This window comes from Streptosporangiales bacterium (genome assembly GCA_009379825.1).
Lineage (GTDB): Bacteria > Actinomycetota > Actinomycetes > Streptosporangiales > WHST01 > WHST01.
The window spans coordinates 19,989-32,168 of record WHTA01000043.1 but is presented as its reverse complement, the minus strand read 5'-3'; the positions used below and the strand labels follow the sequence as shown (position 1 = coordinate 32,168).

The following is a 12,180-nucleotide window of genomic DNA, read 5'->3' as shown; positions in this document are numbered from 1 at the left end:
CGATGCCCGACCTCAGCGAGACGGTCCACGTCGAAGCGCCGGCGGCGGTCGTCTACGCACTCGTCAGCGACCTGCCGCGGATGGGCGAGTGGAGCCCGGAGTGCACCCTCGTCCGCTGGCGCGGCGACGCCACCGGCCCGGCGGCCGGCGCCGGGTTCACCGGGTACAACCGCAGCGGCTGGAAACGCTGGCGCACCACCGGCACGGTCGTACGGGCGGACCCGGGCAGCGCGTTCGTCTTCGCGATCCGGCTCGGCCCGATGCCGGCGGCGCGGTGGGCGTACCGGATCGCACCCACAGACGCCGGCGCGTGCACGGTGACCGAGGAGTGGACCGACCTGCGCCCGCCCGGTGTCCGCGCGGCGCTCGGCCGGGCGTTCGGTACGAGGCGCGAGCTGAACCGAGCGGGCATCGTGGAGACGCTGGCGAACCTGAAGACGGCCGCGGAAGCGGCCTAGCGGGTTGTGCGCTCGCCGCCGTTGACGTTGAGCACCTGGCCGGTGATCTGCCGGGCCGCCGCGGACGCAAGGAAGTGCACGGCGTCGGCGATGTCCGCGGGGGCTCCGGCGCGGCCGGTATGCGTCGCCGCGACCAGCGAGGCACGCCGCTCGTCGGTCAGCTGGTCGCGGAAGAACTCGGTGTCGGCGATGTAGCCGGGCGACACCACGTTCGCGGTGATGCCGGAAGGGCCGAGCTCGGCGGCGAGTGTGACGTTCCACGACGCCAGCCCCGCCTTCGCGGCACCGTACGCGCCCGCGCCCTTGTCCGCGGCGATCGAGCCGATGTTGACCACCGCGCCACCGGCGGCCAGCCGGTCGCGTACGGCGGCGGTCAGCAGCACCGCAGACACCAGGTTCGCCGCCAGGTTGGTGTGCCAGTTCGCCGCCAGCGACTTCAGGTCGGTCACCGCGGGTTGGTCGAAGTCGGTGTTCCCGCCGGCGTTGTTGACCAGCACGTCCACGGTCGCGGGCAGCTCCCCGCGCAGCTGCTCGACCTGCGCGGGGTCGGTCGCGTCGCTCACCGCGAACCGTACGCCCGCGCCCAGCTCCTCCGCCGTCGCCTGCAGCGGCCCGGCCCGCCGGCCGGTGATGAGCACGGCGTCCCCGTCCGCGGCGAACCTGGCCGCCACCGCCCGGCCGATGCCGGTGCCGCCACCGGTCACGATCACGTTCCGCCCCATCGGGCACTCCTTTCGCCGACGCCGGTGGCGCCGGGTTAGGTTTAGGTCTATACGTAGTTGAGTTTAGCGCTAAACGATGGCGGCTGATGACCGAGGACCTGGACGAGAACGACCCCGTCGACGCCACCGCCCTCGGCTGGCTGCGCGAGCGGCCCGGCACCCCCGTCGAGGGCATCGGCATCGTGACGCGGATCTGGCGGCTGGCGAAGATGCTGGGCGAGGACCGGCGGGCCGTGCTCGCCGCGGCCGGCGCCGACCCGGCGACGCTCGACCTGCTGAGTGTGCTGCGCCGCGCCGGGCCACCGTACGAGCTGACCACCCGCGAGCTCACCGCGCGCTCGCGGGTGACCGCAGGCGCGATCTCGCAGCGCATATCGCGCGCGGAACGCAGCGGCCTGGTGACCCGCCGGTCGGTCGCGGGCTCCCGCGCGGTGACCGTGACGCTGACGGCGGCCGGACACGACCTCGTCGACACCCTCGTCGACCAGGTACTCGGCCGCGAGGCGGACCTGGTCTCCTGCCTGGACCCGGACCAGCAGGCCGAGCTGACCCGGCTGCTGAAGGTGTTCCTCGACGCCCTGGAGGCGGAGCTCGGCCGCCCCAGCCACACGCAGGTCGGTACCTAGCGGGCTACTCGCCGGTGGCACCGTCGAGCAGCTCGCGGGTGGCGTCCGCGTGGCCCGCGTGCCTTGCGGTCTCGTTGACCAGGTGCAGCAGTACCCAGCGCAGGTCGCGCCCCGCGCCGCGTAGGCACGGCTGGGTCAGCGGCAGCGACCGGACGGCGGCGTCGGTCGCCTCGGCGCGGCGTCGGTACGCCTCGAGCGCGGCCGCCACCGTGAGCTCGCTGCCTGGACGGAACTCCTCCTCGCTCCTGCTGTACGGCTCGCCGTACATGCCGCCGTCGATCCACCGCCACTCCACGTGCGTCAGGTGGTTGACGACGCCGAGCAGCGGGATCAACGCGTCGCGCGGCGTCCACCGCGCCTGCTCGTCGGTGAGCCCGTCGAGCTTGCGCACGATCGCACCGCGCAGGTAGCCGAGCCAGCCGAGCAACAGCTCTCGTTCGTCGGCGTTCCCCTGCGGGAACCCGATCTCCTCATCCGTTGTCATGACGGGCACGCACGCTACTTCAGCACCAGCTCGTAGAACAGCGAGCCGGCCGACACGGAGTTGATCAGGATGTGTGCGATCAGCGACGGCGCCAACCGGTCGAACAGCAACCGGAGCAGGCCGAGCACCAGGCCACCGAGCAGCAGGCCCACCATGCGCACCGGCTCCAGGTGGATCACGCCGAAGAGCAGGCTGGTCAGCACCAGGGTGAGCACCGGGCCCATCCGGCTGCGCAGCGCCCGCCACCACATGCCGCGGAAGTGCAGCTCCTCCACCAGCGGCCCGACGAGCGCGATCACCACGAGGAAGACGTAGAGCACCGGCCCGGTCTCCGTGCTCTCCAGCACGGTCGTGCCGACACTGCTGGACGGCTCGACGCCGGTGAGCTCGGACATCCCGAGCGTGCCGCCGAGCACCACCCCCATCGCGACGAAGCCGCCGAGGATCCCGGTGAAGATGTCGTACCAGCGGAAGCGCAACGCGTAGTCGGCCCGCATGCCGTCGCCGCGCCGCCTGGCCACGAAGAACTGCCAGAGCAGCAGCGCGAGGTACGCCGGCAGCAGCGTCGCCAGGCCCATCGCCAGCGCCGGCGGGTCGCTCTCGTTGCCGGTGAGGACCCAGGCGAGCGCGAACGAGACGCCCACCACCAGCTGCATCCCGATGAAGAGGACGAGGCCGATGAGCGCGCTCGGCATCCCCCAGTGCCGCCGCGGCGCCGGAACCGCCGGCGGCTGCGGCGGACCACCGGCCGGCATGCCGGTCCACGCCGCGCCGTACGGCGTCGGGTACTCGCCGTGCTGCGGCGGCATCCCCGGCGGCTGGGCCGGGCCGCGGTTCGGCGGCACCGACGCGGTGGGGGCGCCGGCGTCAGAAGCCGAGTCGGTGGAGCTGTCGTGGGTCACGTTGCCAGTCCTTGAGTACTTTGACGTGGAGATCCAGGTACACCGAGGTACCCAGCATCGCCTCGATCCGTTGTCTTGCGCGAGCGCCTACCTCCCGCAGCCGCACGCCCTGTCGCCCGATGACGATCCCCTTCTGGCTCGGCCGCTCGACGTAGACAGTGGCGTAGATGTCCACGAGCTCCTTGTTGGTTCGCGGCTGCATCTCCTCGACCGACACCGCGATGGAGTGCGGCAGCTCGTCGCGCACGTCCTCGAGCACGGCCTCGCGGATCAGCTCGGCCACGAGCACCTGCTCGGGCTCGTTGGTGAGCTCGCCGTCCGGGTACAGCGGGCGGCCCTCGGGCAGCAGCCCGACGAGCACGTCCGCGAGCACGTCGGTCCGCACGCCCTCGGTCGCCGACACCGGCACCACCTCGGCGAAGTCAAGCAGCTGGCTGGCCTCCACCAGCCGGCGCGGCAGCTCCTTGTGGTGGTCGACCAGGTCGGTCTTCGTGACGACGGCGACGACCGGCGTGTCCGGCACCGCGCGCAGCTGCTCGACGAGGTAGCGGTCGCCCGGCCCGGAACGCTCGTCCGCGGGCAGGCAGAGCCCGATCACGTCCACCTCGCTGAGCGTGCCGAGCACGACGTCGTTCAGCCGCTCGCCCAGCAGCGTGCGTGGGCGGTGCAGCCCGGGGGTGTCGACCAGCACCAGCTGGCCGTCGTCGCGGTGCACGATGCCGCGCACCGTGTGCCTGGTCGTCTGCGGCCGGTTGCTCGTGATGGCGACCTTCTGCCCGACGAGCGCGTTGGTCAACGTCGACTTGCCGACGTTCGGCCGTCCGACCAGACATGCGAAGCCGGCGACGAACGGTCGTTGCGTACCTGCCGGGTCCGCGGTCGCCGCACCGCGCTCGCTCATGGCCGTACGACGTGCACCGGCGCGTCGGCGGAGAGGTCGCGTACGACCCGGTCGTCGACGTTCGGTGCGTCGGTCACGACGACGGCAGCCTCCAGCGCCTGCGCGCCGCTCGACACCGCCTGCACGACGGCGACCTGCAGGGCGGTCAGCTGCAGCGTCGGCAGCTGCACCGCGGTGCCGACGTACGTGCGGCCGATGTCGTCCCGCACGGCCGCGCCCTCGGCTGCCGAGGCGCGCCCAAGCGCGGCCCGCGCCAACGTGGCCAGCTTGGCGTCCTCCGGGTCGGCGAGCTGCTCAGTCATGACTCTCCCCCGGCGGTGACTGCGCTAGCGGACATTGAGGTGACTGGCGCCATCGGCGTGGTCCTTCGCAGCGTCTTCGGTGTCGGTGGTGTCACCGTACCCGGCACGGGTCTGCTGCTGAGTAGCCGCCAGTCGTTCCACGAGCACGCTACCGATCCGGTTGCGCCGGCCGACGGCGCCCTCCGCCGTCAGCCGCATCCCCGCCAGCCGGGCGGACGCGCCGGGGATCGGCACCCGGCCGAGTGCCTGGGCCAGCAGCCCGCCGACGGTGCTCACGCTCTCGTCCCCGAGCTCGACGCCGAGCTCTTCGGCGAGGTCCTCCACCGGCAGCCGCGCCGTCACCCGCAGCCGGTCGCCGTCCAGCCACTCCACCGGCGGCAGCTCGACGTCGTACTCGTCGGTGATCTCGCCGACGATCTCCTCGATCAGGTCCTCGATCGTCACCAGGCCGGCGGTGCCGCCGTACTCGTCCACCACCACGGCGAGGTGCACGCGTGTCGCCTGCAGCTCGCGGAGCAGGTCGTCGGCGGGCTTGCTGTCCGGCACGAAGTACGGCTCGCGCATCACCTGGTCGACCCGCTCGGTCTCGGCGCCTGGCACGTCGTGCACCCGGCGCACGATGTCCTTCAGGTACGCCACGCCGACGATGTCGTCCTCGTTCTCGCCGACCACGGGGATCCGGGAGAAGCCGCTGCGCAGCGCCAGCGACATCGCCTGCCGCAGCGTCTTGTGCCGCTCGATCAGCACCACCTCCGTACGTGGCACCATCACCTCACGTACGAGGGTGTCGCCGAGGTCGAAGACGGAGTGGATCATCTGCCGCTCGCCGTCCTCGATCAGCCGGTTCTCCTCGGCCAGGTCGACCAGGTCGCGCAGCTCGGCCTCGGACGCGAACGGCCCGTGCCTGAAGCCCTTGCCCGGCGTCAGCGCGTTGCCGATCAGGATGAGCAGGCGCGCCAGCGGCCCGAGCAGCCGGCCCAGCCAGAACATCGTCGGCGCGACCGCGCGGGCGACGGCCGGCGCGTGCTGGCGGCCGAGCGTGCGCGGCGCCACCCCGACCCCGATGTACGAGACGACGAGCATGCACGCCGCCGCGACGACCACCGCGAGCCCGGTGCGGTCGAACGTGGTCAACAGGGCCACGGCGACGAGCACCGCCGCCGTCACCTCGCACGCCTTCCGCAACAGCAGGCCCAGGTTCAGGTAGCGCGCCGGCTCGCGGACGATCTGCCGCAGCCGCGCGGCGCCCTTGCGCCGCGACCGCACACCCTCCTCCACGTCGACCCGGGAAACCCGCGACAGCGCGGTCTCCGACGCCGCCAACACACCGGCGACCACGACCAGGCAGGCCGCGAGCACGAGCAACCAGGCCGCTCCCTCACTCATCCGCGCAACGCCTCCCCCGGCTCTCCGCCGCTCTACGGCGGCCGCGTCCAGGCGTCCCGGGTCGTTCCGGAGGGTCGCTCATCGCGCTGCCTGCCAGCTCGCCAGCAACTTGTGCTGCAACCCGAACATCTCCTTCTCGTCGGCGGGCTCCGCGTGGTCGTACCCGAGGAGGTGCAGGATGCCGTGCGTGCACAGCAGGTACAGCTCGTCCGCCGTGGCGTGACCGGCTTCCGCGGCCTGCTTGGCCGCCACCTCGGGGCACAGCACGACGTCGCCGAGCAGGCCGGGGGCGGACACCGCGCCGTCGCGGCCCGGCCGCAGCTCGTCCATCGGGAAGCTGAGCACGTCGGTCGGGCCCTCTTCGTCCATCCACTGGACGTGCAGCCGCGCCATGGTGGCCACGTCGACCAGCAGCACGGACAGGTCGGCGAGCGGGTTGATCCGCAGCTCGTCGAGAACGTGCCGGCTCAGCTCGGCGAGCCCCTGCTCGTCGGCCTCGTGGCCGGACTCGTTGGCGATCTCGACGCTCACCGGCTCACCCCTCGCCTTCGCCGGTTATCCGGAGGCTCAGCTGTCACGTCTGCGCCCCGCACGGGCCGCGGTCCGCTCGGCGAACGGCATGGCGTCGGCACCGGCACCGTTGTCGTACCGCTCGTACGCGTCCACGATGCGGCTCACCAGCTGGTGACGTACCACGTCGTGGCTGGTGAGCTCGGTGAAGTGGACGTCGTCCACGTCGTCGAGGATGTCCCTGACCACCTTCAGTCCACTGCGCTGCCCGGTAGGCAGGTCGATCTGCGTGATGTCGCCGGTCACGACGATCTTCGACCCGAAGCCGAGCCGGGTGAGGAACATCTTCATCTGCTCCGGCGAGGTGTTCTGGGCCTCGTCCAGGATGATGAACGAGTCGTTGAGCGTGCGCCCCCGCATGTATGCCAGCGGCGCCACCTCGATGGTGCCAGCGGCCATCAGCCGCGGGATCGACTCCGGCTCCATCATGTCGTGCAGCGCATCGTAGAGCGGCCGCAGGTACGGGTCGATCTTCTCGTACAGCGTGCCCGGCAGGAAGCCGAGCCGCTCCCCGGCCTCGACGGCCGGGCGGGTCAAGATCAACCTGTTGACTTCCTTCGCCTGCAACGCCTGGACAGCCTTGGCCATGGCCAGGTAGGTCTTCCCGGTGCCCGCCGGGCCGATGCCGAAGACCACCGTGTGGTCGTCGATCGCCTCGGCGTAGCGCTTCTGGTTGACCGACCGCGGCCGGATCCGCCTGCCTCGGCTGGACAGGATGTCGACGGTGAGGACGTCCGCCGGCCGTTCCGGCTCGGCGCTGCGCAGCATAGCCACGCTCCGTTCGATCGCGTCTGGGGTCAGTGAGGTGCCCCGTGCCAGGAGGGTGAGCAGCTCGTCGAACAACGCGACGACCTGCGAGTTCTCCTCTTCCGGCCCGGTCACCGTGATCTCGTTGCCACGGACGTGGATGTCGGACTCGAACGCGCGCTCGACCACCCGAAGCAGCTCGTCGCGCGAGCCGAGCAGGGCGACCATGTTGTGGTCACCGGGAACGACGATCTTCGTCTGCGTCCGTTCGCTTTGGGTATTCGTCATGCGCGGTTTCTGGGGCCCGCCTCTCTCTGCGCCCGCCTCGATGCGGGTGGCAACGTGATAGTTCCATGGTAGTGCCTTTGTCGTCGGGTGACCGACTCACTTTCCGGCGGGCCCTACGGCCGTGCCAACCGCGCCTGCCGACGCCGCCGTCAGCCCGGCGGCCAGCCGAGCCCGCGCCCGCCGAGCAGGTGCGCGTGTACGTGGAACACCGTCTGCCCCGCGCCCGCGCCGGTGTTGAAGACCACCCGGTACCCGGGGTCCACGATGCCCTCGCTCTCCGCCACCCCGACGGCGACCTCCATCACCTCGGCGAGCAGGTCCGGGTCTGCGCGCGTCAGCGCCGCCAGGTCCTGGTGATGGTCGCGCGGGATGGTCAACACGTGCGTCGGCGCCTGCGGGTTGATGTCGCGGAACGCCAGCACGCGATCGGTCTCCTTGACCACCGTCGCGGGCACCTCACCGGTCACGATCTTGCAGAACAGACAGTCGGCCACAGCCAGTCCACCCCTCACCGTCGATGACGTTCACCTCACCGCCCCGGTCACGGTAGCCTCACCGGCGACCGGGCCACCGCCCCGCGGTAGGCAGTACCCGTCGGGATGGCAAGGTAGTCGACGGTCACGGTAAACCAGCAGCGGCATCGGGGCGTCGCACGTTCGTGACCATCGCCACGGTACCGCTCGGAGCGGAACGGGAGCTCGTGGTCGAGTCGCAGTGGGAAGCCGATGAGGCCGTCACCGAGTTGTACGGCGCTCATTACCGGTCCCTGGTGAGACTCGCCGTGTTACTCGTTCGTGACCTGGAGACGGCCGAAGACATCGTGCAGGACGCTTTCGTCGCCATGCACGGTGCGTGGCGACGCCTGCGCGACCAGGAGCGAGCACTGCCTTACCTGCGCCAAGCCGTGGTCAACAAGGCACGGTCGGCACTACGCCGCCGCAAGGTGGAGATCAAGTACGCGCCGAACCCCGGGCCGGACGCGCCGAGCGCGGAGTACGGCGCGATCGGCTCCCTCGAGCGCGACACCGTGCTCGCCGCGCTCGACCGGCTGCCCGTACGGCAGCGCGAGACGCTGATCCTGCGCTACTACAGCGACCTGTCCGAGGCGCAGATCGCCGAGGCGATGGGGATCAGCCGCGGCTCGGTGAAGAGCCACGCGGCCAGGGCGATGGCCGCCATGCGTGAGCTGTTGGACGACGAGACGGTGCAGTCCCGGGTGGAGCGGGGAGGTGGGCAGGCATGAGCGACGAACGCGATCCGCTCGAGGAGCGTCTGCGCGCCGCAATGGCCGCCTCCGCCGACGACGTCACGCCGCGCGGCGACGGGCTCACCAACATCAGGAAACACATCGCGGCGAAGCAGACCGCGTCGCTGTGGTACCGGTTCCGCACCCAGTGGCTGGCCAAACCGGCGTTCGCCGCGGTGTCCTCGGTCGGCGTCATCGCCATCGGTCTGACCGCCGCGGTCGGCGTCGGCCAGGTCTCAGCGGGGCAGGCACCGTTCGGTATCGGCGGCGACAAGTCGAGCAGCCCGGCGGTCACGTCGACCCCGACCAAGACCAGCCCGTCGTCGTCGAAGACGACCGACGAGGAGCCCACGCACTCCGACACGTCCACGACACCGACGCAGACGAAGACGCAGCGTCCGCCGGAGACGGTGACTGTGCCCGTCTACAACATCGTCAAGGGCAGCAGCGGGTACCAGCTGAGCCAGTCGAGCCAGCAGGTCACCGTCAAGGGCTCGAAGCAGAACCGGCAGGAGGAGCGGGCAGAAGGCGCGTTGCAGGCCATCTACGACGCCGGCTCGGGACTGGAGCGCTCCGGCGCCGGCGTCTGGCCGGCAGGCACCCAGCTGGAGGACGCCGACCTCGTCGGCAGCACCGTCAAGGTGATGCTGTCCAGCGCGGCGGGAACGGCGGGCAACGACTCGTCCGCGGAGGCGGCGCGGGCCGCGCTGAAGCAGGTGGTCTACACCGCCCTCGGCGCGACGCCGACGGCGACGACGGTGCAGATCTACGTCGGCGGCACCCAGATCTCCACGTTCTGGGGCAAGCTGTCCGTCAACTCGGCCGGCATGCAGCGCGGCGACCCGGCGCTCACCCAGCCGTTCAACACCGTCAACGCGCCGAGCGAGGGCACGACCAACCTGTCGCCGGTGACCATCAAGGGCCACGGCGCGTACGACGACAGCCAGGCCAACTGGGAGATCTCCCGCAACGGGCAGGTCGTGAACAGCGGGTCGGTCGGCACCGGCACCACCGCGTTCACCAGCTGGAGCCACCGCGTGCAGCTCGACCCCGGCACGTACCAGCTCACCACGTACGAACAGTCGGACGGCACCAGGCAGCACGTCCAGACGGTCACCTTCACCGTCTCCGAGTAGCCGCCGGTAGCTAGCGGACCGCCCAGGCCTCCGGGGAGTTGGCGAGCCGCTCGACCTTCTTGGGCAGCCGACCGGTCGCGATGTCGGCGACCGAGACGTGGTCGAGCACGCCGCGCAGGCTCGCGCGGGCGGCCACCCAGACGGTCTTCAGCGGCTCCACCGGACCCTTGTACTCGCTCTGCTCGGGGCGCATGCCACGCACCTCGGCCAGCGGGCCGTCCAGTGCCCTGATCACGTCGGCCACCATGATCTCCCGCGCCGGCCGGCCGAGCAGGTAGCCGCCCTCGTTCCCCCTGCGGCTGACCACGATGCCGGCCCTGCGGAGCTGGTTCAGGATGCCCTCGAGGAACCTAGCCGGGATCTGCTGCGCCTCGGCGAGCGCCTCACAGCTCAGCCGTTCGTTCTCGGAACTCGCGAGCACCACGAGTGCCCGCATCGCATAGTCGACCCGCGCGGAAATATGCACGTGCTCATTCTGCACTCCCGGGTGGGGATTGCCGGCCCGCCCCTCTGCTGGCGGCGCGGATTACGCCCAACGCGGGCTGCGGGCGAGCACCGTGGCGGCCGCGACGGTCCCCGCCGTGGCGCTGCGGAGCACCGTCGGGCCGAGGCGCAGGCAGCGGGCGCCGGCGTCGAGCAGCGTGCCCATCTCGTCCGCAGTGAGGCCGCCTTCCGGGCCCACGACGAGCACGACCTCGCCGTCGGCGGGCACGGCCAGGTCGGTCGGCGGCGCGCCCTCGGCGTCGAGGACGACGGCGAGCGCGGCCGCCGAGACCCGGCGCGCCACGTCCGCAGTCTCCGCCACCTCGGCGACCACGGGCGTCCACGCCCGCCGCGCCTGCTTCGCCGCCGCGGCCGCCGTCGTACGCCACCGCGCCGTCGACTTCGCGACCCGGTCGTCGCGCCACCGCACCACGCACCGGTCCGCCTGCCAGGGCACGATCTCGTCGACGCCGACCTCGGTCATCGTCTCGATCGCCTGCTCCGCGCGGTCCCCCTTGGCCAGCGCCTGCACGACCACCAGCCACGGGCGCGACCTGGCCTCCTCGGCGCGCTCGAGCACGGCACAGCTGACGGTGTCGCGGTCCACGGCCGTCACCTCGCACAGGGCCCGCAGGCCGCGGCCGTCGGCGAGGAACACCCGCTCGCCCGGCGTGAGCCGGCGCACCCGCGCCGCGTGCCTGCCCTCTGGACCGTCGAGCACGACCGTGTCGGCATGCAGCTGATCGGTCTCGACGTGAAACAGCGGCGGGGTCGACACGACGACGCGTCGCTACCTGCTGAACGCGTCGCGCAGCTTCGAGAAGAAGCCCTGCTGCCCCGGCTCGACCCGGATCTTGCCTTCCTCGCCGCGCAGCTTCGACAGCTCGTCCAGCAGCTTGCGCTGCCGCTCGTCGAGCCGGTTCGGGGTCACCACGTTGACGTGGATGAGGATGTCGCCGCGTTCACTGCGGCCGAGGTGCGTCACACCCTTGCCGCGCAGCTGCACGACCTCCCCCGCCTGGGTGCCGGGGCGGATGGTGACCTCCTCGACGCCGTCGAGGGTCTCCAGCTCCACGCTCGCGCCGAGCGCGGCCGACGTCATCGGCACCTCGACGGTGCAGTGCAGGTCGTCGCCCTTGCGCTGGAACACCGGGTGCGGGCGCTCGACGATCTCGATGAACAGGTCACCGGGCGGGCCACCGCCAGGCCCGACCTCGCCCTCGCCGCGCAGCTGCACGAACTTCCCGGTCTCCACGCCGGCGGGGATCTCCACGGTGAGCGGCTTGCGCACCCGCACCCGGCCGTCGCCGTCGCACTCGGCGCACGGCGACTTGATCACCGTGCCGAAGCCGGCGCACTGCGGGCACGCGCGCGACGTCATCATCTGGCCGAGGAACGACCGGGTGACCTGGCTGACCTCACCGCGACCGTTGCACATGTCACAGGTCTCCGGGTGCGTGCCAGGCGCGGTGCCGGCACCCCCGCAGGTGTTGCAGAGCTGAGCCGTCTCGACCTGCAGCTCGCGGGTCGTGCCGAACGCGGCCTCGGCCAGGTCGACCTGCAACCTCACCTGGGCGTTGCGGCCCCGTTGCGTACGTGGCTTCGGGCCGCGGCCGGCGCCCGCGCCGCCGCCGAAGAAGGCGTCCATGATGTCGCTGAACGGGAACCCGGCGAAGCCGCCCGCACCGGCGGCGGCACCTGCGAACGGTTCCCCGCCCATGTCGTACGTGCGCCGCTTCTGCGGGTCGGAGAGCACCTCGTAGGCGACGGTGATCTCCTTGAACCGCTCCTGGGTCTCCTGGTCCGGGTTGCGGTCGGGGTGCAGGTCACGTGCGAGCCGACGGTACGCCTTCTTGATCTCGTCGCTGGTCGCGTCCTTCCGGACGCCGAGCACCGCGTAGTAATCACTTGCCACTAGCCACGATCTTT

Annotated in this window: 16 protein-coding genes; 4 read left to right on the top strand and 12 right to left on the bottom strand. The window is 71.5% G+C overall.

Features of this window, described 5'->3' with window-relative positions; all coding sequences use genetic code 11:
• Positions 1-2 precede the first annotated feature (2 nt).
• Entirely contained in the window at positions 3-458 is a 456-nt protein-coding gene (locus GEV07_19390; protein MQA04788.1) for an SRPBCC family protein, read from the top strand.
• Here the strand turns inward: GEV07_19390 and GEV07_19385 are convergent.
• A complete protein-coding gene (locus GEV07_19385; GenBank protein MQA04787.1) occupies positions 455-1,180 on the bottom strand; it encodes an SDR family oxidoreductase in 726 nt (241 codons plus the stop codon). The genes GEV07_19390 and GEV07_19385 overlap by 4 nt on opposite strands.
• A gap of 86 nt (positions 1,181-1,266) precedes the next feature.
• On the opposite strand from GEV07_19385, the gene GEV07_19380 reads away from it, so the two are divergent.
• Entirely contained in the window at positions 1,267-1,806 is a 540-nt protein-coding gene (locus GEV07_19380; GenBank protein MQA04786.1) for a MarR family transcriptional regulator, read from the top strand.
• Between the two features lie 4 nt (positions 1,807-1,810).
• Here GEV07_19380 and GEV07_19375 read toward each other — a convergent pair whose 3' ends face one another.
• From GEV07_19375 to GEV07_19340, 8 genes are all read right to left on the bottom strand, one after another.
• On the bottom strand, positions 1,811-2,290 hold the full coding sequence (locus tag GEV07_19375; protein ID MQA04785.1) for a DUF664 domain-containing protein: 480 nt from the start codon (positions 2,288-2,290) through the stop codon (positions 1,811-1,813).
• 14 nt (positions 2,291-2,304) lie between these two features.
• Positions 2,305-3,192 (bottom strand): CPBP family intramembrane metalloprotease, encoded by an 888-nt coding sequence (locus GEV07_19370; GenBank protein MQA04784.1) that lies wholly within the window; start codon positions 3,190-3,192, stop codon positions 2,305-2,307.
• Entirely contained in the window at positions 3,158-4,093 is a 936-nt protein-coding gene (locus tag GEV07_19365; GenBank protein MQA04783.1) for a GTPase Era, read from the bottom strand. The genes GEV07_19370 and GEV07_19365 overlap by 35 nt, the downstream gene beginning before the upstream one ends.
• Complete coding sequence (locus tag GEV07_19360; protein MQA04782.1) at positions 4,090-4,395, bottom strand: cytidine deaminase; 306 nt, start codon at positions 4,393-4,395, stop codon at positions 4,090-4,092. Before GEV07_19360 ends, GEV07_19365 begins: the two co-directional genes overlap by 4 nt.
• A gap of 24 nt (positions 4,396-4,419) precedes the next feature.
• Positions 4,420-5,781 (bottom strand): DUF21 domain-containing protein, encoded by a 1,362-nt coding sequence (locus tag GEV07_19355; protein MQA04781.1) that lies wholly within the window; start codon positions 5,779-5,781, stop codon positions 4,420-4,422.
• Between the two features lie 78 nt (positions 5,782-5,859).
• On the bottom strand, positions 5,860-6,312 hold the full coding sequence (ybeY, locus tag GEV07_19350; GenBank protein ID MQA04780.1) for an rRNA maturation RNase YbeY: 453 nt from the start codon (positions 6,310-6,312) through the stop codon (positions 5,860-5,862).
• Between the two features lie 36 nt (positions 6,313-6,348).
• The gene (locus GEV07_19345; GenBank protein ID MQA04779.1) at positions 6,349-7,386 is read right to left on the bottom strand and encodes an AAA family ATPase; all 1,038 of its coding nucleotides are present in this window, start codon (positions 7,384-7,386) and stop codon (positions 6,349-6,351) included.
• Positions 7,387-7,535: 149 nt separating this feature from the next.
• A complete protein-coding gene (locus GEV07_19340) occupies positions 7,536-7,886 on the bottom strand; it encodes an HIT domain-containing protein (protein ID MQA04778.1) in 351 nt (116 codons plus the stop codon).
• Positions 7,887-8,086: 200 nt separating this feature from the next.
• On the opposite strand from GEV07_19340, the gene GEV07_19335 reads away from it, so the two are divergent.
• Both GEV07_19335 and GEV07_19330 read left to right on the top strand, forming a co-directional pair.
• On the top strand, positions 8,087-8,629 hold the full coding sequence (locus GEV07_19335; protein ID MQA04777.1) for a SigE family RNA polymerase sigma factor: 543 nt from the start codon (positions 8,087-8,089) through the stop codon (positions 8,627-8,629).
• Complete coding sequence (locus GEV07_19330; GenBank protein MQA04776.1) at positions 8,626-9,768, top strand: hypothetical protein; 1,143 nt, start codon at positions 8,626-8,628, stop codon at positions 9,766-9,768. The genes GEV07_19335 and GEV07_19330 overlap by 4 nt, the downstream gene beginning before the upstream one ends.
• Before the next feature lie 10 nt (positions 9,769-9,778).
• On the opposite strand, the gene GEV07_19325 is transcribed toward GEV07_19330, so the two are convergent.
• From GEV07_19325 to dnaJ, 3 genes are read right to left on the bottom strand one after another with little or no spacing between them, the layout of a single operon-like run.
• A complete protein-coding gene (locus GEV07_19325; protein ID MQA04775.1) occupies positions 9,779-10,234 on the bottom strand; it encodes an Rrf2 family transcriptional regulator in 456 nt (151 codons plus the stop codon).
• 60 nt (positions 10,235-10,294) lie between these two features.
• Positions 10,295-11,029, bottom strand: coding sequence for a 16S rRNA (uracil(1498)-N(3))-methyltransferase (locus GEV07_19320; protein ID MQA04774.1), 735 nt, complete (start codon positions 11,027-11,029; stop codon positions 10,295-10,297).
• A gap of 12 nt (positions 11,030-11,041) precedes the next feature.
• The gene (gene dnaJ, locus GEV07_19315; GenBank protein ID MQA04773.1) at positions 11,042-12,166 is read right to left on the bottom strand and encodes a molecular chaperone DnaJ; all 1,125 of its coding nucleotides are present in this window, start codon (positions 12,164-12,166) and stop codon (positions 11,042-11,044) included.
• Positions 12,167-12,180 lie beyond the last annotated feature (14 nt).

Excerpts from the sequence above, each read along its gene's own strand:
- GEV07_19390 (MQA04788.1), top strand. The coding sequence starts at position 3 with ATGCCCGACCTCAGCGAGACGGTCCACGTCGAAGCGCCGGCGGCGGTC.
- GEV07_19385 (MQA04787.1), bottom strand. The coding sequence starts at position 1,180 with ATGGGGCGGAACGTGATCGTGACCGGTGGCGGCACCGGCATCGGCCGG.
- GEV07_19380 (MQA04786.1), top strand. The coding sequence starts at position 1,267 with ATGACCGAGGACCTGGACGAGAACGACCCCGTCGACGCCACCGCCCTC.
- GEV07_19375 (MQA04785.1), bottom strand. The coding sequence starts at position 2,290 with ATGACAACGGATGAGGAGATCGGGTTCCCGCAGGGGAACGCCGACGAA.
- GEV07_19365 (MQA04783.1), bottom strand. The coding sequence starts at position 4,093 with ATGAGCGAGCGCGGTGCGGCGACCGCGGACCCGGCAGGTACGCAACGA.
- GEV07_19360 (MQA04782.1), bottom strand. The coding sequence starts at position 4,395 with ATGACTGAGCAGCTCGCCGACCCGGAGGACGCCAAGCTGGCCACGTTG.
- GEV07_19355 (MQA04781.1), bottom strand. The coding sequence starts at position 5,781 with ATGAGTGAGGGAGCGGCCTGGTTGCTCGTGCTCGCGGCCTGCCTGGTC.
- GEV07_19345 (MQA04779.1), bottom strand. The coding sequence starts at position 7,386 with ATGACGAATACCCAAAGCGAACGGACGCAGACGAAGATCGTCGTTCCC.
- GEV07_19330 (MQA04776.1), top strand. The coding sequence starts at position 8,626 with ATGAGCGACGAACGCGATCCGCTCGAGGAGCGTCTGCGCGCCGCAATG.